The organism is Rossellomorea sp. y25 (assembly GCF_038049935.1).
In the GTDB taxonomy this organism is placed as follows: Bacteria; Bacillota; Bacilli; order Bacillales; family Bacillaceae_B; genus Rossellomorea.
This window is the reverse complement of the sequence record NZ_CP145886.1, coordinates 1,177,750-1,203,980: the sequence shown is the minus strand read 5'-3', so window position 1 is coordinate 1,203,980 and position 26,231 is coordinate 1,177,750. Positions and strand designations below refer to the sequence as shown.

Here is a 26,231-nt window from a genome sequence, read left to right as displayed (position 1 = left end):
CGGGTTTTATATTTGTAGTATGATTTCATATTTACTGTGACTCCCGTGAATATGGGTAACTTCTTTTAAGGGATATCGTTTTTGGTAATTGCTTCGTCCTTTTTGTCTGTATCCTCGATGCTGCATCACTAACCGCTCCAAAACCTTGTTTAGATCCTCATTTTTTGCCTGCGTGATTTCATAAACTTCTTCATCGAGTTTAAAACGCATGGTCATTTCTCCTTTCCCAATTTGGTAGAGTACCCACTTACCCATCATTTGGACATATACTTTGCCAATTCCTTCATTATATAAAAAAAAACAACCCTATTTACACTCTAAACCGTCCCGTTTTGAGGTGCTGGAACCTTAGATGGATCATCCCTTCCTATTGCATGAGAGCTAAATTAGGTTTAAGTAAGGAAAATAAAAGGAATCACCATTAACACCTCTATTAATCTACATATGTTTAAGCAGGTGCGAATAGAGGATTTCTTGGTCTTTACATTTCCGTTATTAAGGTCAAGCTGGGTTAGCTCTAAAATTCGAATCATAATTTATCTTTAGGAGGCACACGATGAAATTTGCAGGTATAGGTTTAGTTATGCTGGCCGCTATATGCTGGGGCATTAGTGGGGGGATTGCCGATGTTTTAATGAACAAGGGATGGGATCCCATTGTGATCTCACTTTACAGGGGGGTTGTTGGATTTATATGTTTTTTTGTGTGGTTTCTCCTTCGCTTTAGACAAAATCGGGGCATCTCTACCCGTTTATATATATGGTCTCTAATTGCAGGTGTTGGTGTTGCTGGAAATTTCACTTTTTATTTTCTAAGTATCGAAGCCTCAAGCGTTGCGGTTGCCGCTACTTTAATGTACACCGCACCTGTGTTCGTCCTATTAATCTCCTTCTTATTACGAATAGAAGATTCTACTTGGTTTAAATGGGGCTGTATTACCGGGGTTCTTTTGGGGATCATCCTGCTTACAGGTGCCTACAATACTGAATCGATTTCAGTGAGTTTTTTAGGTATGGCGGCGGGACTTGCTGCTGGCCTTTCCTATGCTTTGTTTATATTCGGGTTTAAAAATGCGTCTTCTATCGGAAACCCACACACCACGCTAACCATTGCTTTTTTTTCATTTTGTCTCATCCTTTTTCTCTTTACGGATAAGGGTGAAGCAGCTGCTGTGTTGGCGTCAAGGGATATAGGATGGTTTTTACTTTTAGGGATCCTCGGGGCTGGACTGTCCTTTATATTGTATGTGACTGGAATTCGATGGACCACTCCGGCAAATGCTTCGATGGTCGCTATGGTAGAGCCGGTGACAGCCTCATTATTTGGCGTTCTGGTTATCGGGGATCAATTGACGGGCATTCAAATTGTTGGCATGGTGGTTATACTGGTTACGATCACCGTACTTAGCGTGAAGCAGTCCGACTGAGAAAGTGGACCACCTCTAACCGAATTAATTTGAACTCATTTATTTTTGTGGAACGAAATTTTTCCAGTGAAAAACGGTTCATAAAATTAAAAGTAACGGTCAATCGTTCTGCCTTCACTAATAATAAGTGGAATGACCCATGAGATAGAAATAAACGTCCTGTGACAATTCACAGGACGTTTTTAATGGCGTTTATAGGTTATGCACTCCAAAAAAGAACGGATTATTTACACACAGGGACGGTACCATCCATCAAGCATACCACTTATGCCACATATGATCATTTCTGCCTCTTACAAAGGCATCCACTCGGTTACGGCCCCAGGACACTGCTCCCGGTGAAGAACGAACGCCTCCTCTTGGTGCTCCAAGGTCTTCCCAATTACTCCAGCGGGAACCATTCCACCATTTGTGCCACATATTGTTGTTGTCACCACGGACAAAGGTATCGATCCGGTTCGGGGCCCATGATGATGCTGCGGGAGCGCCTTCGAATCCTCTAGGCGGTGAGCCCAGGTCCTCCCAGTTACTCCAGCGGGAACCATTCCACCACTTATGCCACATCCGGTCATTGTTTCCTCTTACAAAGCAATCGATTCGATTCGGCCCCCAGGATACAGCACCTGGTGAATCCCTCAAGCCGCCTCTTGGAGCACCAAGGTTTTCCCATTGGCTCCATCGGCTTCCGTCCCACCATTTATGCCAGAGATTGTTGTCATTCCCTTGCACGAAAACATCGAGACGATTTGCTTGCCATGACGCAACCGTCGGATCTCCCTTAAACCCACGTGGTGGTCCCCCAAGGTCTTCCCATTCATTCCATCTCGAGCCATCCCACCACTTATGCCAAAGTGTATCCCGATTCCCTCTGACAAACGTATCAATACGATTCGGCCCCCAAGACACGGCCGCAGGCGAACTCCTTAAACCTCTTCGCGGAGCTCCAAGATCTTCCCAATTACTCCAGCGGGAACCGTTCCACCATTTGTGATACATTCTATCGTTCTCACCTCGAACAAACGTATCCAAGCGGTTCGCCTGCCAGGAAGAAACGGCCGGTGACCCCTTCATCCCCCGCGGCGGTGCACCAAGGTCCTCCCATTCTCTCCAGCTTGCCCGCCAATCAAATGGATCTTCGTAGACAGGTTGGTCATAGAATCCCTGATAAGGATCATAATAGTTAAGCTGTTGTGGATAATACGTGAACTCACGTGGTTGTTCGTATGGTGGATAGAACTGTTGATAAGTATGTGGCAACAGACCATCTTCATAATGGTTTCTGACTTCTGGCCAATACGGATAGCATTCTTGTTGAACATCATACGGTATCACAGGATATCGTCGTGGAAAAAACATACTGCATCCCTCCTCAGCATTACTTTATGCAGGAGCCCAGGTCGAGGAGCAGGTACAATTATTTACATTGAATAACCTCCACTTATACACTTTGTATAAGATAGAACTTGCTCGCTTGAACCAAAGATAATGAAAGAGGTATACAATCTTTACTATAAAAAAAGAAGCACCAAAACATAGATGCTTATCATCATACTCTATATTTAATTGAAAGTGGTCTTCACACATCCTTCTTTTTATCTGCGATAGATACTCCGTCTGATTTATAATGCATTTTGATATTGGTGAAAACCTCAGTTGCTCCGTGTTGTATCCCTACTTCCTGGCTTTCTTTAATAACGCTCATAATTTTATCATATTCACCTTCGACCACCGTTTCCATCGGCCCTACTTCGTATGTTAAACCCGATTCTTTTACCACTTCGATCATTTTGGGGATAATTCCATTTGTATCCACGTCTTTTCCGTTTGGCATAGTTTGAAATCCTACTGTTAATGTTGGCATCTGCATGCTCCTTTCTCGACTAGTTCTATACTTCTACCTCCCTCCACAAATAAATAAACATGTAGAATATTACCGAAATATACGTAAACCTCTTTATTGCTCGAAGTCCAGCGTCTCCAAGACATTTTCACTGCACATATTCTCTCAAGCATCGGCTCTCGGCAGGGCTGCCTTATACCACTGGTAACAGAAAGCCGTTCTTTCCTTTTGTAGTGGTAAACTTTTCATAAATAGGTCTAAAAGGGATGAGTAGGTGCACCAGAATTCCGGTCTCATCTTAAATCTGGTAGCTTTATATGAAATAAAATAAAACAGGACCTTGTGATTAGAAAAGGTCCTGTTTTTCCTGGTTATTCTTGAATGACAAACTGTTGATATTTTTCAAAGTCACTTACCTTGCACTCAAGGGTCATTATCGTTCCATTTTCTTCATACTCGGTTTCTAACACATTCGCATTCTCATTAAAATAAGAAATCAAATGTCCTTTATCAAATGGGATCAGCATTTGACAGCGTTTATAGTCCTTAAAAATATAACTTCTCACCACTTGAAGCAGCTCGTCGATCCCGAGTCTATTTTTTGCGGAAAAATAAATGCGGTCCTTTTCCACTCTGGGTATCTCTTCTCCCATCAGTTCGGCTTTGTTAAACGCGTAGATGACGGGTATATCACCTATCCCCAGTTCTTCAAGGGTTCGATCAGTCACCTTCATCAATTTCTCGTAGTGAGGATCGGAATAATCGACAACATGAATGATGAGATCGGCCTCCACGACTTCTTCAAGAGTAGAACGGAACGCCTTGACCAGCTGATGGGGCAGTTTGTTAACGAACCCAACCGTATCTGTCAGGAGAAATGCCTTTTTGTCCGGTAAGGTGATATTCCTCACCGAGGTTTCAAGGGTCGCGAATAGCATATCCTTTTCAAACACTTGCTTGTTCTCGTTTGGATGGAACTTTTCTACGAAAGCGTTCATAGTCGTCGATTTCCCTGCATTTGTGTATCCGACGAGGGATACGACGGGAATTTCACTCTTTCTACGCTGCTTACGTTGTGTGCTTCGCAAATCAACAAGCGAATCAAGCTCTTTATTCAACGTTGTGATTTTCTCTTCAATTCGGCGTCGATCTAGCTCGAGCTTCGTTTCACCCGCACCACGATTTGCGAGTCCAGATCCTCCTCCTTGACGGCCTAATGACTCACGGCGTCCAATCAAACGCGGCAGCATATATTGCAGCTGAGCTACCTCCACTTGAAGTTGCGCTTCCCGGGTTTTCGCACGTTCTGCGAAGATATCGAGAATCAACATCGTCCGGTCCATGACCCGAATATCGAGTTTCTCCTCAAGGACACGAATTTGCGAAGGAGACAGCTCATCATTGGAAATAAGCACCTCCGCTCCCCATTCTTCAATGAGTGGCAGGAGCTCTTCAATTTTCCCCTTACCAATATAATGAACATGATTCGGTCGGGGCAGGTTTTGAGTCAGTTCACCGACTACATCAATATGCCTAGCTTCTGCCAATCCATTCAACTCAAGCATCGAATATTCGAAGTCATTATTCTTATCCTTTGTATTAACGCCTATGGCGATTGCTTTTAAACGTTCTTCCATTACTTCGTCACTTCCTATCTTTTAGTAGGTACAGAAAAAAGCACAGGCCCCTGCCTGTGCTTTTTGTAAATGGATTTGAATAAACCGCTGGCGCATGAAGAAGACCGCATTTTCCCCTGGCGTTTTCCCAAGAAAACACACAATATGGCACCACTCGGCAAATATTCAATTCTATTCTTTAAGAAAACAAGAAAGAGGAGCCAATTAGCCTCCCTTTCCTTCATTCAACGTCCAATGAAGAATTCCTTTAAAAATAGTCAGACCGATCCCATTTACCCTGCACACAGGCAGAGCCTTTGAACATATTCAATTAAGCGTTCAAATTGCGGATGCGTAGTCTGATTAAAATCAAAAGGAAAACCCCCATTTCTCATAAATTATTACCATCTTACCACAAACAACTGAGGATGGGAAGATATGGTTTGAGGGACGGACCTCCAACAAGTATAATCCAAGCTAACACCTGGCTTAGAGGTCCGTCCCTCGCTTCATATACCGGAGGATACGCAGGTTCAGCCAAGATAGGAGGAGGATAATCGCAAATTGGATGATGGAGAGAGACAGGTTCCAATTGTTGGTGTGAAAGAGGTTGAGTGCTGCCGTGCATTGTTGAATCACACTTAGGACTGCAATCCAAACAAGGTATCTCCATAGAGTGGGATGTTTCGATTGCCTGCTCAGAAAAATCAAAAGTGGAACACATACCACTATCCACCGATAAAAGAAATCAACCGGATGTACATCTTTCACAACATAATAATATAGCTCATATTTCCCCTTCAATACGGCATCTATAAACAAATTCATATATAGAATGAAGAATAAGCTTCCGTACCACTCCAGTGGGGACAAATGAAAGTACGTTGTCTTTACATCGCGCAATTTATCAACGAATCGAAAATTAAATAACAAGATCAGAAACAAAATAGGATAAATCGGAACCGAGTATATCAATCTCCAGCCACTGTATTGAAAGAAGGAAGAATAGTGGGCGGCAAAAAACTCATAACTTAACGCAAATAGTGACCAGCCCAGTATGTACATCCCCTTGACGATCACATTCTTCTTTGCAGGAAATAAAGCTAGAAACAGGATATTAATCGCTGGGTAAATGCCAATTGCACCTACAAAATCAATCCAGTCCACCCCTGCTTCGAAATAGGAATATAACTTGAACATTCCACCCAAAATGGAATCTGCAAATAAAGCTAAATAAACCGAAAACAAAGAGGTGACGTACATCGCGATGATCGAAAGCCTTTTTCTTACCATATAAACTAAACCATTCAGGGCAAAGATTGTTATCCACATCAATAGCATAAACATCATCCCAGACATTCTTATAATGTCTTCATTATTGACATATCTCATGGGAATGTATTCTAAAAACCACCAATACCACCACCATAAATAATTCTTTAAAGACAAATCCATACTAATGTATACATTCACTGAACAGTAGGAGGCGTATACATGTCACTTCATCCCAAAACAAATTTAACCTCAGCTGAAATGGCCACTCTTTGGTCCACCTATCAAAGCGACACTTTGGCCCTTTGTGTATTTGAATATTTTATTGCAAAAAATCAGGATCCCGATACAGCATCCATTCTTCGCTTAGCACAAGAAAAATCTGAACTGCACATTGAATTCATCTCAAGCATTTTCAAAGAAGAACAAATCCCTATCCCTGTTGGATTTTCAAAGGAAAAGGACGTATTCCCTGATGCCCCGTCCATTTATGGCGACACCTTTTTCTTGATGTATCTACGGCAAATGGCCAAGGTTGGAATGATTACCTATAGTGGAGCCCTTGCCCTGACCGTGAGAGAAGACATTCTTGAGTTCTTTCAACAAGCCCTTCAGTTTTCTGGTGACCTCTACAAAAAAACGACGGAAACTGGAAAAGAAAAAGGAATATTAGTCAGACCTCCGTATATTGATTATCCTGAAAAGGTTGAGTTTATCAAGGAAAAATCATATATGAGCTCCAGCCTGAATCCATTTGTCAATAGACGGCCGCTGAATGCCATTGAAATCTCCCATCTCTTCCTTAACACGGAAACCAATTTACTCGGGAGCATGATTGCTACAAGCTTCGCTCAAATGGCGCAATCAAAAGAAGTAAGAAAATTCATGACCAGGACACAGGAAATTGCTCAAAAACACCTCAATATCTTCAGTGATGCACTGATCAATAACGATATGCAGGCTCCCATGTCTTGGGATACCAATGTAAAAGCTTCAACCACCGCTGCTTTTTCAGATAAATTGATGATGTTCCACACCACCCTGATAAGCAATGCCGGGATGGGGAACTATGGTACAGCTGCAGCGGCAAGTATGAGAGCTGACCTGGTATCGAATTATTTCAGACTCATACTCGAGGTCGCTGAATTAGGTAAAAGTGGCGCGGACATCATGATCGATAATGGTTGGCTGGAAGAACCACCTCAGTCTGCTGATCGAAAAAAGTTGGCGGAGGATAAGTGATGAGGTCCGTCCCTCATCACGTTAGATCACTAAAGAAAAACCTCCAAATCAGCTCTATTCCAATTGATTTTCAAGTGGAATGATGGAAGATTTGGAGGTCCGTCCCTCAGTTCTTGATCGATACATTTACTTGATCGGAATGGGAGATGGTGATGGGGTGTTGTCCGGTTCCCAGTTTGAGGGTGGCGGATTTGTTAGGGTTCCCTTCGTCTTCTATTCCTTCTTCTTCTGATTCAGGTACATTTGCTTGTTCTAGAAATTGCCACTCGGCGTCCTCCCCCTGTATGTCCCCTACATTTTCGGCATTGATGGTCAAATCTTCGGATGAAGGAAGAACCAGGTTGACCATTCCTGAGCTTGATACTTCCCATGAGCTTGAAAGGGTTCGCGGCTTTAATGTGACGTCGTTATAGTTACTGGAGATTTCCAAGGACTTTGATGCCGGAACGACGAGTGTAGCCTGCATTTCCTGACCAGATTGTCTCCATCCATTGGACTCAGGAAGACCCTTTAGGGTGATAAATAATGTGTCTCCTTTTTGTGTTGTCAGTAAATAATCTTCAGGCTTCGAAAAGAATGGCCGATCTCCCGAGAAGGTTCCTCGATACGTACCAAACACACTCACTTCTTTATCTGTAACGGTTTCAATCGTTATCGGATAGTAACTGGAATCAACGACAATCCGCTTCACATCATCACCAACCTGATGGTTATAAGATGGAAGGTCCGCTGTTTTCACTTCAGAATCAAAGAACGCTTGCATCTGTTCCATCAATCCTGTTGCCTGCAGAACGGTAAATCCGATTCCCAGCGTCCCAATGACAGCCACAAAGATAATACTTAAAAAATCATATTGTAATATCGGTTTTTCCTGCCTGGATAGATACAAGTATACTAAGATTTCTGCCCCCAATACGATCAACAGCACCGGCCACCAACCTGCCAATACATAGGCTGAATCCCATTTTAACAACTGTGAAAACAGCAGGAAAATTCCCAGGAACAAAAGGGATGCCCCCATTGATATAGATCCGACTCTCCAAGTTCTCATTCTGATACCTCCTCTTTCGAATGGGCTTTTTTACTTCCCGCCACCAATTTAATTCCTCCCCCTATAAGAAGAAGGCAAACAATCCCCGGCTGGATATAGTTATACATCACATGATAAAGATCAATTCCATACGTCTCTAAAAACGGTAGTGATAGGGGCATAAGGATGTTCGTTGCCAAGTAGTAGACCCCAAGCAGCATCAATCCGATTCCCACCCACTTCTGCTGATTGATTAAGTAAGACACGATCGGCGTATCTTCTAGAGGTTCCTTTCCGTGCTTAGAAGCCCGTTGCAATCCATCAAAGAAGCTGTAGAACCAGATGATCGGAACTAAGAATAGAAAAATCCCCAACCGAAGGACGTCCAATATATAGATGGAGAACAAGAACACCGCCATTAGCTGAATGCCCCGTCGTTGATATCCAAGGTACAGATGTCCCGCTCCAGGAAACATCGATAAAAATGTGGCGAATGCCTTACTCTTCCTCCCGCCTTCATGCTGGGCTTCCAGGTCTTCCAACACAGACCGATCCGTCAGCACTTCACCAGCCTGTTTTTTATTCAATAATTGCATGGTATCGAAGAAGTTGTATACCCATACGACAGGTAGAACGATCAGGAATACCATAAACTCCCCTCTCCCCGTCATCGCTGTTACAAACAGGATCATCGCAGCCACTCCGAGGAACGTTGCCAAAAATGTGACACCCCGGTTCATCAGTCCCAGTTGGAAATGACCGAGACCTGGGATCATGGAAAGGATGATGGTATAGAAGCGTTCGGTACTCAGCTCCCCTGAATCACTTTCTACCACCGGTTCTCGTGATGCTTCATTCGCTTTCAACATTCTGGATGCGACAAGTGCCGTATTAACGATACTGATGAGATATAATAGGAACGCAAATCCAATGGTGATAAAAGCAAAACCATCCCAGTTCAACACTTCCGCTCCCACGAATGCAACAGGAAATGACGCAATCAATACGAGTATAAACAGGACCCCTCTAAAAACCTTCCCTAAATACATTAATCCCACACCGGGTATAAAAGCCAACAAAAACGCAATGATCGGATTCTTCTTTTTATCCATCTTACTCTGCCTCCTGTTCTTCAATTTCTTCAACACTATCCAGTAAAGCCGTTGTTTTATTTAAAATATTTTCTGTAAACGAAGGTTGTTGATTTTTTTCAAAATCAGTCGTGATTTTCGTTAGTTCACCAAAAATACCAGATGCCATCAAAATCAGCGTCATCGCCGTAGCCAGCACATAATGAAACACCTTTTCCTCATACCACTGTTTTTTGACCGGCCTCATCACGGGATCCCTTTCAACCGGAATTCGCTCCATCACCTGTTCTGTATAGAGGGACGGACCTTCAATGGAAGGAAGCTCATCCTGAACCGCCTCGATTGCTTCCATATAAAGACTCATGCATTGATCGCAATTGTATAGATGCTCCTCGTATTCGGTTCGCTTATTATCATCCATTTCTTCTCTGGCGTAATTCTTCCATTCTTCCAACGCAATATGGCTCATATGAAATCCTCCTCCTTCCAATGCTTCCTCATCCATAGCCTTGCCCGGTACAGCTTTGTTTCAATCGTTTTCACCTGCACATGCTGTTCATTTGCAAGCTCCTGATAGGACTTTTCTTTTATGTAGAACCCTTCAATCACTTCTCTGTACGATTCGGGAACTTCTTCTAAATGCCTCAACACGAGCTGCTTTTGTTCTTTTCTTAGTAATCGTCTTTCTATAGCGTCCTCTGACTCTTTTACAGGGAGCTCGTCGACCAGCTCTTCCTCCTGTCTTGCCTGCCTTCGCTTACAATCAATGGCATGGTTCACCGCAATTCTCGTCATCCATGTCTTAAACCCTTGATGCCCGTACTGAGGGAGAGAGGTGTAAATCTTCATCCAGACTTCCTGTGATGCATCTTCAGCATCTTTCTGATTTCGCAGAACCCCGAAGATGCATTTAAAAACATACTGCTTATGCATTTCGATCAACATCCGAAACGCATGCTCACTTCCATTCTTCGCCTTTTCAATTAGCGGATCCACCAACCTCTCTCCCCCTTTCTTGTGGTCTCATACTAATAGACGAAAGAAAATGGTGAATCCCTACAGTTTTTTAAAAATATTTTTTTGTTGTTGGTGGTGCATGTTACATTTCATTGGATTCACAGCTGATCATCGCTCATAATTTCACGATTTGTGATTTCGCCGTTATATTGAAAATATCGCCGTTAAAATCAGGATTTCGCCGTTATATTGAGAATTTCGCCGTTAAATGTATCGCTCATCGATTCAACAGGAGATTACAAGTACCGGGGAGTGGGTCGATACCCCTTCTTGAATGTACGTTCGCTGATATATTGATAATTTTGCCGTTAAAATTAAGATTTCGCCGTTATATTGAAAATATCGCCGTTAAAATCAGGATTTCGCCGTTATATTGAGAATTTCGCCGTTAAATGTATCTCTCATCGATTCAACAGGAGATTACAAGTACCGGGGAGTGGATCGATACCTTCTCTTGAATGTACGTTCGCTGATATATTTGAAATTTCGCTGATAAAATTCGGATTTCGCTAATATATTGATAATTCCGCTGATAAATTTTAGATTTCGCTGATATATTGATAATTCCGCTGATAAACTAGGCGATTTCGCTGATATAATGACAGGTCCAGTATTTCGCTCCCTCTCCCTAATCGAAACAATACGAATTTTGTCGGTTATTCGTTGAATCGCGATTAAAATTGAGAAGAATCTCAATTATTATCAATTTCGACCATCCCCCAGCCTCATCCCTCCAGAAAACCACCCTTATTTACCATCTAACACGAAATCTACATTCCTGTTATACTCGTAAAGTACTGAATTCCATAAAGAAGTGAGTGGATACTATGAAAGAAGGCATTACGTTTATTGTGGAGATCATTAACAACCTCCACGACATGTTAATAGGAATAACGAGTGATCTCGGTTTCACTCTTACTGATAAAGATCTGCATTTTTGGATTATGGGGATCATCGGGATCTCCGTGTTCTTTTTTGTATACATTGTGTCTAAGATTCTATCGAAGCTTAAATTCGGGATTACCGCACTTGCTTTCTTCTATACATTGACCTTCATGTTTGTATTGGTCTTTGCAATTGAAATTCAGCAAGCAATCACCAACCGCGGGCAGATGGAATTCATTGATGCCATTATTGGTTTATGGGGATATATTGTTTTTTTCCTCATGTACATTGGATTCGCAGCCATCATTCTACTAATTAAGTTTTTCTATCAAAAGCTTTCCCGGAATAAAGAAGAGACCCTGGGAAGCGATTAGGATCTTGTTTTCACCAGATAATACAAATATGTTGTTTCCTCATGATAAAGTTTCCCTTTCCTATCAAAAAAGAGGGAGGACTCCGCTACAAACCTGTATACAGAAAAAAAGGAGCAAACGCCATATGCGCTTGCTCCTCTATTATTTCATCTTACATAAACACTTCAATTCGATTACTTTCCTCACTCAATAGACCCTCAAGTACCTCTCGTTTAATCCTCATACCACCCGAACGATATCGGTTAGATACCTCTTCAGTATCCACTTTTTCACCATTAACCACAATGTGGCCGCTCTTTTCTCCCGTGTGATAAGTGAATGTAACTGGACGATTCATAAATTTGAAATCAAAGGTCAATCCGTCAAATTTCTCTGGTAAAACGGGATCAATGATCAAATCTTCCGCTTCTTGACGGATGCCCAGGCAGTTGGATATTAATTGGTTCATGTAGATTCCAGGTCCGCTTGAATAGATTCTCCAGCCGCCTTTTACCGGTACGGTCCCTGCGCGCAGCTCGTTGAACCGTTCCTGCGCCTCGTATCTTGTATTGAATTTACCGTCGGAGCTGCTGAAGTATGCGTTACTTTGTCTTCTTTCAGCGTTTGGAACGACTTCTGTCAACCCGACCGGATTGATGATTTCAAGTCCTTTCCACACTTCCTCCGTATTTCCGAGCTTCGCCATGGCTTCTACAAAGCGAATATGGGCGTGAACATATTGCAGACCGATTTCCCGGCCGAAATTAGCTGCTTGTTCTGCTCGTTTGAAATGTGTGCTTACTCCACCTTTGTAGTTTGCAGGGCGGTTCATCAACCGGACCCCGTCTGGACAATAGAGGTGTTCCTTCACCAATTTGTAATGGGATTCTGCTTGTTCCGGAGTGAATAATTCAGAAATGATACTGCGGTTCATCGGCAGAAGTCGATACTCTATGCCCGTTTTCGTGTCCGTCGGGTGAAGCATTAATTCTGCATGTGCCGGATCTTCCATGTATACAAAGCCTGGTATCACATCATTTTGTAAAATATAGCGATTATAATCATTCTGAATTCCTGATGCAAGTGCCTTGAATTCCGAAGCTTCTTCATTCCGGACTCCCTCAAGTACATTAGATAATCGATTCAATACCTGATAGGTAAGGGCTACTGTCCAGCTGCTCGCCATGAATTTTTTCAGCTGGGGGTTTGCCGGTTGAAGTGTATCATCCCAATCTCCATCACCGTATGACGAAAGATATGTGTCATATAAGAAATGTTCTTTAATATAGTCGATTTCTTTATGAATATGATGTAATAGCGTCGCTTTTTCCTCTGAAAAACCAAAGCCGTCCCGGGTCGTATAAGGGATTTCTTCTTCCAGAATGTTGTAATCATTGGTCGCTGCGATATAGTCACCGACAACCTTTAATGGCCAAACAATGATATCTCCGTGGCTATCATCCTGCTGAATCTTGAAGTAACGGTCAAACATGAACCATTGCGGCCAATTGCCGTTGTCTTCATATTGATGGGAATAGACGGTTTTGATGATATCTTTCACACTTTGGTAGTTGTGAGTCGCCATGAAGTATTCCGTCGGGCCCTGGCACACATCCCGGGTTCCCCAAGCCGCTCCGCCGTATTGCTCCAGTCCATGTGGTACGGAAAAATGTACAAGCATGTTGTGGGTGTACCACCATGCTAAGGAATTGACTTTGGCCAGTTCACTTGGAATCTCCCCATGTTGAGAAAGCTTGAATCCACTCATAACTAGATGATAGTACTCTCGATAGCGCTCAATTTCACTGTTCATATCAGGCTCTTCGAATTCTCTATCTTCCCCGTGAAGAAGACCTTGAATGGTCATGGTCCATTCTGATGTCGCGGTTAGGTCGAGTACACAAAGTGATGCACTTCCCACTTCTACATTCCGACCCAATCTTTCCTCGTTCTCCACGCTCATGTCAGCCCCATCGACCTTTATTCTATAACAAAGATGAGGGTACGCTTCGCTGCTTTCAGATTGAGAATCAGCAGAAATGGAGAGGATATCCCCATTTTTTTCAAGCTTATAAGGGACTTCATATTCATTGTTGTTCATTGTAACCTGATTCGAAACAAGATAACGGTTCTGTTTTCCGTTCTTAGATCGTACGTGCAGCCGGACTTCAGGTGTATCAACCGTCGTATAATTTGTGATGATGATTGTGTCATCCTGTGTCTTGTAATACCAGCGCGCATAGTTGAAGCCTAATTCAAATAAGGAAGGCATGGTTAGTAAACGATACACTCCTTCAATCTCAACATAAATGCGTTGACCGGACGTTTTCATGACGTTTAAATGATTCCGGGTATTCGTTAACATCTTGTTGAACGATGTATTTCCAATCACCAGTTGGGAGTTGAATACTCCATACATGAAGGAAGTGGTTGTAATGGTCCCTTCCTTCAGCTCATGATTTCCCCCAGACATGAGGATGTGTCCATGAGGGCGTTCAACAACCCATTCTTTTTCTTTTAACACGACATGTTCGTGCGTGTCTGTGAAAAAGGAAAGCAAACGGTCGCCATCCCATTCTTCCGTATGACGCTCAGTAAATAGACCATCAATTTCTTCTTTGGACATCTCTTCCGTTTGAAGAGGTTCGCCAATTTCAGGTGATAGAATCACTTTTTCAATTGGAGCACTGAAATTTTCCTTAAGCTGCTGCACTTCAATCCATGCATGTTCTACTTCTTGTTGATATTCTAACGTTGTGATCGCTTCAGAATGGTTTTCTCTAAATAGACCGTAGAAGACAAAATGTTCTTGTCCTGATAATCGGACCTTCTCTGATTGCAGGGCCGTATAAGCAAATTCATATTGATAGACTTCGTTTGCCAATGTAGGCTTCGTCAAGATTTCAGGTTGGTTTGTTTCCTTGTAGGATAAGCCGAAAAATTGGAATCCGTCCGTCGAATAGCCAACCGTTTTTCCAATGGCCCCTTGCTGAATATACGGAAAACCATTCGATTGTGGCTGGTTTTGACGGGAACAGACGACAAATCCTTTTTGACTGTCTTCAAATACTTTGTGATCCACATATTGGGACATATAGGCTTCATTCGAGCGGACGCCGCCTTTATCTGCCAATCCCAAATCCTGTCCATAAATGACATCGATCTCTGCGTCCTGTCCATCCACCATCACATCCCAGAACCAAACCCCAGTTTGTGACAATGTAAACGTTACTTCATATTGAAGAGCCTTATGGTTCCCTGACCATTTCACCTGTGATTCTGAAAACGAGACTTCACTAGTCGATTGAACACCGATTAATGGAACAATCTCGATTTCAGATGAGTGATAGATTCGTAAGTAAAGGTTGTTTAACGAGCCGTCGATGGGATTCGTCAATAATTGATTGATCATGGTAGATGCATGGTTTATTTCAAAAAGATCGCCACTATTTAAAAAGGTGAATTGAAGATCACCGGATGTAAGCTTATGCGTAGAATTCATTCTGTTCCCCTCGTTTCGTCTATTTTACTAATGTAAAGGATTGCTCCATTCCTTCTTTGCTATTTGGACCAGCATAGGCAATAAATGTCCCCGGGTCACTGTCAAATTGTAAATCTGAATGATGATAACGTAGCTGTGATTCTGATAGGGTAAAGGTAACCAGCTTCGACTCTCCCGGTTCCAGGGCAATTTTCCGGAAATCCTTCAGTTCCTTTAATGGGCGGATCACTTCCCCACTCACATCCCGCACATATAGCTGAACGACTTCCTCGCCTCTCTTAGATCCGCTGTTTGTTACGGTAACTGAAACGGTAATCGGCTGATTGGGTGTCATAACAGATTCAGCAATCGTCATGTCGCTATACGAAAATGAGGTATAACTTAAACCGAAACCAAACGGTAAAAGAGGATCATTCGGAATATCCAGGTATTGAGAGACATAACGGACCTGGGCATCCGGTGCTCCCTTTGGTCTCCCCGTATTGAAGTGATTATAATAAACCGGCACCTGTCCTACACTATATGGGAAGGACATGGTCAGGCGTCCGGATGGATTTTCATCCCCGTATAATAGGTCGGCAACCGCTGCCCCGCCTTCCGTTCCGGGGTACCAGGCTTCGAGGACCGCGTCTACCTGGTCGATGACCCCATGTAAATCCAGTGGTCTGCCATTAAATAGAATGGCCACCATCGGTTTATTTAATTTCTTCAATCGCGAAACAAGTTCCAGCTGGGCATCAGGTAGTTTAATATTCGCTCTACACCCTGCCTCCCCGCTCATTTCAGAATCCTCACCAAGTGCCAGAACGATGATATCTGCTTCTTCCGCCACTCTCTCAGCCTCAAGCAATTGCTCTTCAGATACCGTTTCAATTTCAGATCCTTTAGCAATCGTAAGGTGAGAAGACTCCACTTTCATCTTCATTCCATCCATTAATGTCACGGCATCTTCTTTCGATCCTAACCATGACCAAGGCCCAAGGATGTCATTATTTTGAGCAAAAGGTCCAATAAGTGAAATTTTCTGGCTCCGTTTTAAAGGTAAAACACTCTCATTTTTTAATAGAACGCAAGACTTTGCTGCTAGTTTACGAGCTGCCACACGGTGTTCGGAGCTCAACACCACTTCTTGTTCAAGCAATTCATTTGCACCGCGGTAAGGATTCTCGAATAATCCTAACTTTTGTTTAAGCTCTAAAATTCGTAAAACGCCTTCGTCAATGATGGATTCATCTACTGCTTTTTCTTCCACCAGCGTTTTTAAGTATTTCACATACGTCGAAGTCATCATTTCGATATCAACGCCGGCTGTGATCGCTTTAAGGGCAGCTTCCTTCTCATCCTCTGCCACACCATGGGGGATCATTTCTTTCACTGCTCCCCAATCCGATATAAGAACTCCCTTGAATCCCATTTCTTCTCGAAGTATGGATCGCATAAGCTTCTTATTTCCTGTAGCCGGTATTCCGAACACCGTATTAAAAGCGGTCATGACCATTTCACAGCCTTCATCAAGAGCAGCTTTGTATGCAGGTAAATAGGTTTCCCTGAGTTCCCGCTCCGACATATCAACTGTGTTATAATCACGTCCGCCTTCAGCTGCACCATAGGCGGCAAAGTGTTTGACACAAGCTGCCACACGGTTATGATCGTGAGTCAGATCCTTCCCTTGAAACCCTCTCACGAATGCTCTGCCAAATTGACTGTTTAAAAAGGAGTCTTCACCTGTAGACTCCATCACTCTTCCCCAGCGAGGATCGCGAACGAGATCAACCATCGGGGCAAACGTTACATGGACTCCTGATACTGCTGCTTCTTTTGCAGCAATTTCCGCACTCTTTTCCGCAAGCTCCAGGTCCCATGAGCATCCGATCCCAAGTGGTACCGGAAAGATCGTTTTGAAACCGTGTACAATATCGGACATGACTAATAAAGGAATGCCCAGTCTGTTTTCTTCCATATGTGTACGTTGAATGTTTATGACGTTTCTTGCACCAGAAGCCCCCAATACGGATCCACTATTTCGGACAACTTCCTCGTCGATCCCCATGTCGACCATCGGGCCGGTAATTTCCCCTTGATCGCTTGCCCCTTTAAAAAAAGGAGTAGCAAGCTGGGTAAGCTGAGCAATTTTTTCATCCAACGTCATTTGGTTAAGTAATGCAGTCAGTTTATTTTCTTTCATAAGTAGAACCTCCAATTGGGTTATTCATTTTGGTTCTTTCAAATTATTGAAACGTTTCGATTAACAATTGAAGAAAAGTATAAAGGTAAATGTTTGGTCAGTCAACTATAGAATCTAGCACTACTACCCTTCTAAAAACCTTGTTATAACAACAAGTTATATAAGATATATATAGGTATAATATGGAATGAATCTTAAAATTCTAGTATTTTTCAGAAAAGTATTGAAAGCGGATACACCTTTGATTATAATATAGTCATCGAAACGTTTCAATAACACCAGGTAAGATATTTTCCATAACAAGAAATTAACTCTTACCACCTCTGATTCAATTTTTTTAATAGGGTTTCAAACTAATAGAAATGGAGATGAAGGTATGAAAAAGAAAACGTGGTCTTTCTTTATGATTTGTGTACTGGCGTTATCTACTGTATTAGCGGGATGCGGCGGTGGAAGCGAGTCTGAAGATGGGAAGAAAACCATCACTGTCTGGGCAATGGGTGAAGAAGGTAAGAAGCTTAATAAACTTGCTAAAGAATTTGAAAAAGAAAACACAGATATCAAAGTAAAGGTACAAGCGATTCCTTGGGAAACGGCTCATGACAAACTACTAACAGCTGTTGCTTCAAAAAATGGACCAGATGTTCTTCAACTGGGAACAACCTGGGTTCCGGAGTTTGCAGACGCAGGAGCGTTGCTTGATTTAACTCCATATTTAGAAGATTACCCGGATTTCAAACCTGAAAATTATTTCGCGGGTTCTGCGGACTCTATGACCTATGATGATCAAGTGGTCGGGATTCCTTGGTATATCGATACTCGTGTTTTATACTACCGAACTGACCTCTTAAAAGAAGCAGGATACGATCAAGCTCCTGCTACTTGGGATGAAATGAAAGATGCCGCTAAGAAGTTAAACGATAGAGGCGATGACGTTTACGGCCTTGATATCGACCGCAACGACCAAATCACACCGTTTATCTTTGCTTGGCAAAATGGGTATGAATTTGAAGGTAAAGATAAGATGAATTTCGATAGTCCTGAATTTAAAGAAGCGATAGAATACTATACAAGCTACTTTAAAGAAGGAATCAGCCCTACTACTGAAGGAATGGATATTGTCCAAGCGTTCAAAGACGGTGTGAAACCGATGTTCTTCAGTGGTCCATGGATGATCAATATCATTAATGACCAGGCTCCGGATCTTAAGGATAAATGGTCAGTGGCCGTTATGCCGAAGAAAGAAAAGAATACATCAAGCATGGGTGGAGCGAACTTCTCTATCTTCCATAATTCAGAGAATGTAGACGAGTCCCTTAAATTCATCTCCTATGTGAATGAAGTCGATACACAAATGGAATGGCTGGAAATGTCCAATACGCTTCCATCAAGAAAAGAAGCATGGGAAGAGCCAAAATTAAAAGACGACCCACTATTATCCGTGTTCGGGGAACAGCTGAAATCTACTAAAGCTTCTCCACAAATCAAAGAGTTTGAAAAGATCGCACAGGAATTCCTTTCAACTATTGAGAGAGTTACCGTTGGCGACGCTGACTTAGATAAAGAATTAGAACAGTTTAATAAAAAAGCACAAGAAATGGTAGAAGAGTAAACGAATCATTTTAGACGAAAATAAATGAAACAAACGCTTCTATTATGAAGTTATAGTAAGGTATATTTGGAGTTGCAGGCATATGGATCACACCTTTGCCTGAGCTCCATTTTTAGCAAGCTGGCCTTTACGAAGCGTAGTTTTAGTTAGGTGGGATATCATGGGCAATGGATTCAAATTCAGTAAAAACAATAAACATCCATATGTGTTTATAGCTCCTGCGGTTATCATATTGACTGTCTTTAGTATCATTCCGATCATTGTAGCGTTCTTTATAAGCTTTACAGATCTTGACTTAAAGGGCTTAGCCGATTGGTCCAACATCAGTTTCATCGGGCTTGAGAATTATACCAAGTTGATAACGGATGATTTATTTCATAAGTCGATCATTAATACGTTGTTTTATGTTGTCATCGGCGTTCCCCTTGTCATTATTTTTTCGTTGGGAATTGCTTTGCTGCTGAACTACGGAACAAGCACGTTATTCAAAGTGTTTCGTGGCGTGTACTACATGCCATCCATCACAAATATCATTGCCGTCGCAGTGATTTGGGGATTTCTATACAACACTGAGTACGGTTTGTTTAACTACCTATTATCACTATTGGATGTGGATAAAATTCCTTGGTTAGGAGAGCCAACGATTGCGAAACTATCGTTGATTGTTTTAGCCGTATGGAAGGGAATCGGAATCAATATGATCATCTTCCTTGCTGCCTTGCAAGGGATACCGAAATCCTATTACGAGGCTGCTGAGATGGATGGTGCCAATCGATTGCAGGTCCTTTTCAATGTCACGATTCCATTATTGAGGTATGCTACTTTCTTTGTGACGATCACCACCCTGATCGGCTGGTTGCAATTCTTCGAAGAACCATTTGTCATGACTAATGGCGGTCCACTGGATGGCACGATTTCCATGGCGCTATTCATCTACAAAAAAGGCTTCCAATTCAGTGAATTTGGTTATGCCGCAGCAGGTTCCTTTATTCTATTTATCTTTATCATTTTGATTACGCTATTCCAATTCAAGCTTAGAAAATCTGATACAGAATATTAAGTCTGAAAATTTATTAGTATCGGGGCTGAAACAATGAAAGCAAATACAATGAAACGAAAAACCGAAAAAACGCTGGTTGCCTTACTCATGATTCTTGGTGGAATCCTTGTTTCCATCCCTTTCATTTGGATGATTTCAAGCTCATTTAAACCTGAAAGTGAAGTATTGCAAATACCACCTACCTTGTTCCCAGAGAATCCTACATTGGAAAACTATCTTAACTTATTTGAAAGCATGAACTTTGGTGTGTATTTGAGAAATACCCTTGTCATCGTCTTATTTTCCTTTTTAGGATTATTCTTTAATGCCATGGCTGGCTATGGATTTGCTAAGTTTCATTTTAAAGGGAAAGAAAAAATCTTCTATATTGTACTTGCAACCATGATGATTCCTGCACAAGTCACGATGATTCCCGTTTACCTGATTTTAAATGAGATGGGCTTGACCAATACGATGGCCGGAATCATCCTGCCCGGGCTTGCAGCAGCATTCAGTATCTTCCTATTTAGACAGTTTATGACCACGATTCCAACTGATTTGCTTGAAGCAGCCCGACTTGATGGGGCAGGAGAATTTTATATCTTCTTTAAATTAATCGTTCCGATCGCGAAGCCTATCTTTGCTGTACAGGGAATCCTGACGTTTATCGGAGCTTGGAACAGCTTCCTATGGCCGTTGATCATCGCCAATGATGAAAGTCTCTACACCCTGTCAGTAGGACTATCCCTGCTTCAAGGGCAGTATGCGAATAACTTCGGTCTTCAAATGGCTGGAGCAGCATTCATGGTCGTACCGATTATCATCATCTTCTCTTTCTTTCAAAAATATATCGTCGAGGGCTTTACGATGTCGGGGATTAAATAGTGACGGGGAAAAATATCAATCTCTATTAGTCGAGAGTGTGAATACCCATACTATAAATGTATAATGGATTTTAAATACAGAGATGAACAACCGCTATTCATATAGCAATCATAGGATGTGAATAAATGGCAACAATCAAAGATGTAGCAAAGCTTTCAGGAGTAGCCGTTTCAACGGCCTCCTACGCTTTAAATAACAGCAACAAAGTAAGCGAAGAAACACGAAAGAAAGTATTGGATGCAGCAAAGCAATTGAACTATCAAAAGAACGGACTCGCATCCGATTTAAAACGAACCAACACGAATACCATCGCCCTGATTTTAAGTGATTTATCAGGCCCTTATTATTCTGAATTAATTAAAGGCGTCCAGGATGTGACCTCTACTAATGGGTATGATCTCATAGCCTGCAGTTCAATTGGCGGTGCCCAATCTACGGCTATTAAATTTTTGAGAGAAAAACGAGTCGATGGGGTCATCATTCTAGCTCACAACATAACAGACGAAACAATATTGGAATCCACCCGCGAAGGATTCCCTATCGTCGTGTTGGACCGGGATATTAAACATGACCATGTTCTCCAGGTGGAAGTGGACAATGTCGAGGGTGCTTTTCAAGCAACGGAACATCTGATAGAGAATGGTCACCGTGACATTGCCTATATCAGCGGTCCATATAACTCCCACGATAATGAACTTCGTTTCCAAGGATTTAAACAAGCCCTGGAAAAACACGGCATCACCTATCGTTCTAAATGGAAGACATCAGGCGGATTTACACGTGAAGGCGGATACAAAGCAACGAAAATGCTCATTGCACAACAAGATATTCCCCAAGCGATCTTTTACGCCAATGATGAAATGGCCATTGGAGGATTACAAGCTCTATCTGAAAAGAAATTCAGCGTTCCAGAAGATATTTCGATTATCGGATTCGATGATATTCAACTGGCAGAGTACGTATCCCCCCCTTTGACCACAATGAGGCAGCCGAAATACGAAGCCGGCGCACTCGCTGTTCATCTTATCTTTCAGAAGCTGGCTAAAGAGGAAGTCGATCCTTATTATAAGTTGACGACTGAATTAATAGTAAGGCGTTCAGTGAAAGAGAATCGTTAGAATGTGAAGCAAATCCGTAAAAGCGGATTTGCTTTTTTGTCGTGAAACACCCTTCATATTGCAAACAGTACTTCTAATGTCACCTGTACAAAAACCACATATAGGACGACCAACTCCTTTCCTAAAAGTGACTCTTACTAAAACCATCCGTTAACAAAACCTTCACAAATATGGGTACATTGTGTGATTGAGATGGTATTTTACTGGGTATACAATGAGTAGGAATGAATATTCATTCCGTATTTAACCCATGAAAGGCTGAATCCTATGGCAACTGCAATAAATAAACGAGACAGCATTATATCAAGCGCGTTGGTCCTTTTCGCTGAGCGTGGATACGACGCGACTACGATTCCAATGATTGCGACATCGGCAGGAGTCGGAGCCGGTACCATCTATCGTTACTTTGAAAATAAAGAAGTGCTTGGCAACACGCTCTTTCAAGAGTATGTAGGGATATTTACGGAAACTCTTGAAAAAGATTTCCCGTATGATGAAACCATTCGCGATCAATTTCATCATATATTTAAAGCCATGATTCTATTTACAACAAAGCAGAGCCATGCACTTTATTTTATTAAAACACATAGCAGTGCCCACTTTTTAGACAAAGTTAGTCATGATAGCTTTCAAGGACTGCTCGATATCCTAAAGAATTTCTTCGATTCAGGAAAAGAAAAAAAAGAAATTAAGGAGCTTCCTTCCTCCGCGTTGATTGCCATTGTTTACGGAGCGTTTCTTGAGCTTCAGCGATTGGTGCGTATCGGGGAGCTGGAACCGGAAGCACAACTATTGGAACATGTTGAAAAAAGTATGTGGGACGCCGTACGCTTACACGAATGAGAAATGATTTGTTTCTCATACACCAAACGGAATGAACGTTCATTCCGTTATCAATCTTTAAAAAGAGGTGCTATTAAATGACAAAGTCAAACCAACTTCCACAGCCAAAGACGTATGGACCCCTCGGCAGTTTGCCGGTCATCGATAAAGACAAACCTCTTCAATCCTATATGAAGCTTGCAAGAGAACTTGGCCCGATCTTTCAGTTTCAATTTCCAGGGCGCATCAGTACGTTTGTATCGAGTGCCTCCCTTGCTGAAGAAATATGCGACGAAACACGCTTTGATAAGAAAGTCGGCCCGGCCCTGCAAAAAGTAAGAGCATTTGGCGGCGACGGCCTTTTCACAAGCGAAACGACGGAACATAATTGGAAAAAGGCCCATAATATCCTGCTTCCAAGCTTCAGCCAGCAGGCAATGAAAGGCTATCACGCGAAAATGGTCGATCTCGCCACCCAACTTATTCAGAAGTGGGCCCGTTTAAATCCGGCTGATGAAATCGATGTTCCTGAAGATATGACTCGCTTAACGTTGGATACGATCGGCCTTTGCGGATTTAATTACCGCTTTAACAGCTTTTACCGGGAAAACGCCCACCCATTTGTCGACAGTATGGTTCGGGCAATGGACGAAGCCATGAGTCAAACACAGCGGCTTGGTGTTCAAGATAAATTGATGGTTAAATCAAGAAAACAATTCAAAGAGGACATTCAATACCTGTTCTCTGTCGTTGATGAATTAATTGCCGAACGTAAACAAAATGGTGATCAGGGCGAGGATGACCTGCTCTCCCATATGTTAAAGGGAACTGATCCGGAAACGGGTGAAGCGTTGGATGATGAAAACATCCGTTTTCAAATCATTACGTTTTTAATTGCAGGACACGAAACAACGAGTGGTCTACTATCGTTTGCCATTTACTATCTCATGAATAATCCGGATAAATTGAAGAAAGCACAACAAGAAGTGGATGAAGTGCTGGGGGGTGACATTCCAGATTATAAACAGGTGAAAAAATTGAAATATGTTCGCATGGTGCTTAATGAAGCTCTTCGTCTATGGCCGACTGCACCGGCATTTTCCGTACATGCAAAGGACGACACGACGCTAAACGGACAATACAAAGTTAAGAAAGATGATGTATTCACCCTTATTATTCCTGAGCTTCACCGTGATCCATCCGTTTGGGGAGATGACGTGGAATCGTTTAGACCAGAGCGCTTTGAGGATCCGTCTGCTATTCCATACCATGCTTACAAACCTTTCGGAAACGGGCAGCGTGCCTGCATCGGACAGCAGTTTGCCCTTCACGAAGCTACCCTTGTTCTCGGAATGGTTTTGCAACACTTTGATCTGATTGATCATAAAGAATATCAATTGGAAGTAAAAGAAACCTTGACCCTCAAGCCAGATGGTTTCACGATGCGCGTTTCACCGCGGAAACCGGGCATGTCCTTTACCAATGCTTCTCCTGAAGAAGTGAAATCTGAAACAAAAGCAGCACAAGCTTCTATAGAGTCTTCTCATGGTACACCACTCTATATTCTGTTCGGATCAAACATGGGAACAGCCGAAGGAATCGCCCGCGATCTTGCTGAAACAGGTCGTCAACAAGGCTTTAAAGCCGAGGTTGCTCCTTTAAATGATTATACGGGTGGGCTTCCGGCAGAAGGAGCGGTTCTCATTGTCTCTGCTTCTTATAACGGAAATCCGCCGGACAATGCGGATGCATTCGTTTCTTGGCTAAAAGAAACGGAGGAAGGGACGCTGAACAATGTTCGCTATGCAGTATTCGGATGTGGCGATCACAACTGGGCGACTACGTACCAACGCATCCCTACCTTCATTGATGAGCAGATGGAACAAAAAGGAGCTCATCGCCTGGCAAACACAGGGCATGGTGATGCAAGCGACGATTTTGAAGGAGATTACGAGAAATGGTCGGATGAACTTTGGCCGAACCTGGCAAAAGAATTGAACATTGAACTTCATCAAAACGGCGAAGACAGCAGCTCGATCACGATGAATGTTGTCAGTGATGTCAGTGACACACTACTCGCCCGCACTCATCATGCTTTTACATCTGTGGTAAGTAGAAATATTGAATTGCAGCATGAGGAAAGTGGAAGGAATACAAGACATATTGAGTTGACTCTTCCAGAGGGTGTAGATTATCAGGAAGGTGACCATATCGGAGTGCTTCCGCGTAATCCTGGCGTTCTTGTCGAGCGAGTGCTCAGTCGATTCAACCTAAACGGCGAAGACTATGTCCAACTTACTGGGGATCCGGGAAAAGCAGTCCACCTTCCAACAGAGAAGCCAGTGAACCTTAAGGAATTACTCTCTAATTATGTGGAATTCCAAGAACCCGCTACCCGTTCGCAAATCCGGGCACTTGCGGCTCACACGGTATGTCCTCCCCATGTAATGGAGCTTGAAGCACTATTGGGGGATGAAACATATAAAAGGGAAATTCTCGGTAAACGGATCACAATGCTGGACCTGGTGGAAAAGTATCTTGCATGTGAAATCCCGTTTGAAGCTTTCCTGCTTTTACTCCCGGCACTAAAAGCAAGATACTACTCTATTTCAAGCTCTCCCCTTTATAAAGAAGGAGAAGCGAGCATCACGGTCAGCGTGGTTCGCGGAGCTGCATGGAGCGGAAATGGAGAATACAAAGGAATTGCATCAAACTATCTGGCGGAACGTTCCGAAGGAGATAAAGTAGCGTGCTTTATATCTACACCTCAGTCGAACTTCCAGCTTCCGGACGAAACCGAAACACCAATCGTCATGATCGGACCCGGGACAGGAATTGCACCATTTAGAGGATTTATTCAGGCTCGCCGGATTCTTAAAGAAAAAGGAGAAACTCTTGGTGCAGCCCATCTTTACTTCGGCTGCCGCAATCCACAACATGATTTCTTATATCAAGAGGAATTGGAGAAGGCCGAACAAGATGGAATCGTCACTCTTCACACGGCTTTCTCAAGATGCCCTGGTAAAGAAAAGACATACGTCCAGCACCGTTTGGTGGAAAGCGCTGAAGACATTCTTCCTTTGCTGAAAGATGGCGGCCGCTTATACATCTGTGGAGACGGTGGTAAAATGGCACCTGATGTGGAACACACATTAGTGGAAAGCTATATGCATTTCTATCAAACAACGAGAGAAGAAGCTGCCGCATGGCTGGGATCACTTGAAGAAGATGGTCGATACGCCAAGGATGTTTGGGCAGGAGCGTAATGAAAAGGAGAGCAGCGAACCTTTGTTGGG

At 42.7% G+C, this 26,231-nt stretch carries 20 protein-coding genes; 9 read left to right on the top strand and 11 right to left on the bottom strand.

What is annotated here, in order from left to right; all coding sequences use genetic code 11:
• Positions 1-6 precede the first annotated feature (6 nt).
• On the bottom strand, positions 7-210 hold the full coding sequence (locus tag AAEM60_RS05905) for a hypothetical protein (protein WP_299744653.1): 204 nt from the start codon (positions 208-210) through the stop codon (positions 7-9).
• 346 nt (positions 211-556) lie between these two features.
• On the opposite strand from AAEM60_RS05905, the gene AAEM60_RS05900 reads away from it, so the two are divergent.
• Complete coding sequence (locus tag AAEM60_RS05900; RefSeq protein ID WP_299744650.1) at positions 557-1,426, top strand: DMT family transporter; 870 nt, start codon at positions 557-559, stop codon at positions 1,424-1,426.
• 252 nt (positions 1,427-1,678) lie between these two features.
• Here AAEM60_RS05900 and AAEM60_RS05895 read toward each other — a convergent pair whose 3' ends face one another.
• The 4 genes from AAEM60_RS05895 to AAEM60_RS05880 all read right to left on the bottom strand — a co-directional run bounded on the left by AAEM60_RS05895 (position 1,679) and on the right by AAEM60_RS05880 (position 6,223).
• On the bottom strand, positions 1,679-2,782 hold the full coding sequence (locus AAEM60_RS05895; RefSeq protein ID WP_341357651.1) for a carbohydrate-binding protein: 1,104 nt from the start codon (positions 2,780-2,782) through the stop codon (positions 1,679-1,681).
• A gap of 220 nt (positions 2,783-3,002) precedes the next feature.
• A complete protein-coding gene (locus AAEM60_RS05890; protein WP_299744645.1) occupies positions 3,003-3,287 on the bottom strand; it encodes a thiamine-binding protein in 285 nt (94 codons plus the stop codon).
• A gap of 350 nt (positions 3,288-3,637) precedes the next feature.
• Positions 3,638-4,903, bottom strand: coding sequence for a GTPase HflX (gene hflX / locus AAEM60_RS05885; protein WP_299744642.1), 1,266 nt, complete (start codon positions 4,901-4,903; stop codon positions 3,638-3,640).
• Between the two features lie 468 nt (positions 4,904-5,371).
• Positions 5,372-6,223 carry a CBO0543 family protein gene (locus AAEM60_RS05880; protein ID WP_299744639.1) on the bottom strand — a complete coding sequence of 284 codons (852 nt, stop codon included), beginning with the start codon at positions 6,221-6,223 and terminating at the stop codon, positions 5,372-5,374.
• A 153-nt stretch (positions 6,224-6,376) separates the two neighbouring features.
• On the opposite strand from AAEM60_RS05880, the gene AAEM60_RS05875 reads away from it, so the two are divergent.
• Positions 6,377-7,396: a DUF3231 family protein gene (locus tag AAEM60_RS05875; RefSeq protein WP_299744636.1), complete on the top strand. Its 1,020-nt coding sequence runs from the start codon at positions 6,377-6,379 to the stop codon at positions 7,394-7,396.
• 106 nt (positions 7,397-7,502) lie between these two features.
• Here AAEM60_RS05875 and AAEM60_RS05870 read toward each other — a convergent pair whose 3' ends face one another.
• The 4 genes from AAEM60_RS05870 to AAEM60_RS05855 are packed head-to-tail and all read right to left on the bottom strand — an operon-like array spanning position 7,503 to position 10,513.
• Complete coding sequence (locus tag AAEM60_RS05870) at positions 7,503-8,447, bottom strand: hypothetical protein (protein WP_299744634.1); 945 nt, start codon at positions 8,445-8,447, stop codon at positions 7,503-7,505.
• Complete coding sequence (locus AAEM60_RS05865) at positions 8,444-9,538, bottom strand: hypothetical protein (RefSeq protein ID WP_299744632.1); 1,095 nt, start codon at positions 9,536-9,538, stop codon at positions 8,444-8,446. The genes AAEM60_RS05870 and AAEM60_RS05865 overlap by 4 nt, the downstream gene beginning before the upstream one ends.
• 1 nt (position 9,539) lies before the next feature.
• The gene (locus AAEM60_RS05860; RefSeq protein WP_299744628.1) at positions 9,540-9,986 is read right to left on the bottom strand and encodes a hypothetical protein; all 447 of its coding nucleotides are present in this window, start codon (positions 9,984-9,986) and stop codon (positions 9,540-9,542) included.
• Positions 9,983-10,513 carry a sigma-70 family RNA polymerase sigma factor gene (locus AAEM60_RS05855; protein ID WP_324748414.1) on the bottom strand — a complete coding sequence of 177 codons (531 nt, stop codon included), beginning with the start codon at positions 10,511-10,513 and terminating at the stop codon, positions 9,983-9,985. Before AAEM60_RS05855 ends, AAEM60_RS05860 begins: the two co-directional genes overlap by 4 nt.
• Positions 10,514-11,361: 848 nt before the next feature.
• Between AAEM60_RS05855 and AAEM60_RS05850 the strand changes: the two genes are divergently transcribed.
• Positions 11,362-11,793 (top strand): hypothetical protein, encoded by a 432-nt coding sequence (locus tag AAEM60_RS05850; RefSeq protein ID WP_341357650.1) that lies wholly within the window; start codon positions 11,362-11,364, stop codon positions 11,791-11,793.
• A 151-nt stretch (positions 11,794-11,944) separates the two neighbouring features.
• On the opposite strand, the gene AAEM60_RS05845 is transcribed toward AAEM60_RS05850, so the two are convergent.
• Entirely contained in the window at positions 11,945-15,274 is a 3,330-nt protein-coding gene (locus AAEM60_RS05845) for an amylo-alpha-1,6-glucosidase (RefSeq protein WP_341357649.1), read from the bottom strand.
• A gap of 19 nt (positions 15,275-15,293) precedes the next feature.
• Positions 15,294-17,459 (bottom strand): beta-glucosidase BglX, encoded by a 2,166-nt coding sequence (gene bglX, locus AAEM60_RS05840; RefSeq protein ID WP_341357648.1) that lies wholly within the window; start codon positions 17,457-17,459, stop codon positions 15,294-15,296.
• A 376-nt stretch (positions 17,460-17,835) separates the two neighbouring features.
• On the opposite strand from bglX, the gene AAEM60_RS05835 reads away from it, so the two are divergent.
• From AAEM60_RS05835 to AAEM60_RS05810, 6 genes are all read left to right on the top strand, one after another.
• Complete coding sequence (locus AAEM60_RS05835; protein WP_299744612.1) at positions 17,836-19,071, top strand: sugar ABC transporter substrate-binding protein; 1,236 nt, start codon at positions 17,836-17,838, stop codon at positions 19,069-19,071.
• Between the two features lie 160 nt (positions 19,072-19,231).
• A complete protein-coding gene (locus AAEM60_RS05830) occupies positions 19,232-20,131 on the top strand; it encodes a sugar ABC transporter permease (RefSeq protein WP_299744609.1) in 900 nt (299 codons plus the stop codon).
• A gap of 33 nt (positions 20,132-20,164) precedes the next feature.
• A complete protein-coding gene (locus AAEM60_RS05825) occupies positions 20,165-20,995 on the top strand; it encodes a carbohydrate ABC transporter permease (protein ID WP_113971086.1) in 831 nt (276 codons plus the stop codon).
• A 125-nt stretch (positions 20,996-21,120) separates the two neighbouring features.
• Positions 21,121-22,113, top strand: a complete 993-nt coding sequence (locus tag AAEM60_RS05820; protein ID WP_299744600.1) for a LacI family DNA-binding transcriptional regulator — start codon at positions 21,121-21,123, stop codon at positions 22,111-22,113.
• A 267-nt stretch (positions 22,114-22,380) separates the two neighbouring features.
• Positions 22,381-22,956 carry a TetR/AcrR family transcriptional regulator gene (locus tag AAEM60_RS05815; RefSeq protein WP_299744597.1) on the top strand — a complete coding sequence of 192 codons (576 nt, stop codon included), beginning with the start codon at positions 22,381-22,383 and terminating at the stop codon, positions 22,954-22,956.
• A 77-nt stretch (positions 22,957-23,033) separates the two neighbouring features.
• The gene (locus tag AAEM60_RS05810; RefSeq protein ID WP_299744594.1) at positions 23,034-26,201 is read left to right on the top strand and encodes a cytochrome P450; all 3,168 of its coding nucleotides are present in this window, start codon (positions 23,034-23,036) and stop codon (positions 26,199-26,201) included.
• The last annotated feature ends 30 nt before the right edge of the window (positions 26,202-26,231 follow it).

Bases quoted from the DNA above. Each gene is read 5' to 3' on its own strand.
- AAEM60_RS05825 (WP_113971086.1), top strand. From the start codon at position 20,165: ATGAAAGCAAATACAATGAAACGAAAAACCGAAAAAACGCTGGTTGCC.
- hflX (WP_299744642.1), bottom strand. From the start codon at position 4,903: ATGGAAGAACGTTTAAAAGCAATCGCCATAGGCGTTAATACAAAGGAT.
- AAEM60_RS05905 (WP_299744653.1), bottom strand. From the start codon at position 210: ATGCGTTTTAAACTCGATGAAGAAGTTTATGAAATCACGCAGGCAAAA.
- AAEM60_RS05860 (WP_299744628.1), bottom strand. From the start codon at position 9,986: ATGAGCCATATTGCGTTGGAAGAATGGAAGAATTACGCCAGAGAAGAA.
- AAEM60_RS05865 (WP_299744632.1), bottom strand. From the start codon at position 9,538: ATGGATAAAAAGAAGAATCCGATCATTGCGTTTTTGTTGGCTTTTATA.
- AAEM60_RS05835 (WP_299744612.1), top strand. From the start codon at position 17,836: ATGAAAAAGAAAACGTGGTCTTTCTTTATGATTTGTGTACTGGCGTTA.
- AAEM60_RS05890 (WP_299744645.1), bottom strand. From the start codon at position 3,287: ATGCCAACATTAACAGTAGGATTTCAAACTATGCCAAACGGAAAAGAC.
- AAEM60_RS05845 (WP_341357649.1), bottom strand. From the start codon at position 15,274: ATGAATTCTACGCATAAGCTTACATCCGGTGATCTTCAATTCACCTTT.
- AAEM60_RS05870 (WP_299744634.1), bottom strand. From the start codon at position 8,447: ATGAGAACTTGGAGAGTCGGATCTATATCAATGGGGGCATCCCTTTTG.
- AAEM60_RS05850 (WP_341357650.1), top strand. From the start codon at position 11,362: ATGAAAGAAGGCATTACGTTTATTGTGGAGATCATTAACAACCTCCAC.
- AAEM60_RS05810 (WP_299744594.1), top strand. From the start codon at position 23,034: ATGACAAAGTCAAACCAACTTCCACAGCCAAAGACGTATGGACCCCTC.
- AAEM60_RS05880 (WP_299744639.1), bottom strand. From the start codon at position 6,223: ATGCTATTGATGTGGATAACAATCTTTGCCCTGAATGGTTTAGTTTAT.
- bglX (WP_341357648.1), bottom strand. From the start codon at position 17,459: ATGAAAGAAAATAAACTGACTGCATTACTTAACCAAATGACGTTGGAT.
- AAEM60_RS05830 (WP_299744609.1), top strand. From the start codon at position 19,232: ATGGGCAATGGATTCAAATTCAGTAAAAACAATAAACATCCATATGTG.
- AAEM60_RS05815 (WP_299744597.1), top strand. From the start codon at position 22,381: ATGGCAACTGCAATAAATAAACGAGACAGCATTATATCAAGCGCGTTG.
- AAEM60_RS05820 (WP_299744600.1), top strand. From the start codon at position 21,121: ATGGCAACAATCAAAGATGTAGCAAAGCTTTCAGGAGTAGCCGTTTCA.
- AAEM60_RS05875 (WP_299744636.1), top strand. From the start codon at position 6,377: ATGTCACTTCATCCCAAAACAAATTTAACCTCAGCTGAAATGGCCACT.
- AAEM60_RS05900 (WP_299744650.1), top strand. From the start codon at position 557: ATGAAATTTGCAGGTATAGGTTTAGTTATGCTGGCCGCTATATGCTGG.
- AAEM60_RS05895 (WP_341357651.1), bottom strand. From the start codon at position 2,782: ATGTTTTTTCCACGACGATATCCTGTGATACCGTATGATGTTCAACAA.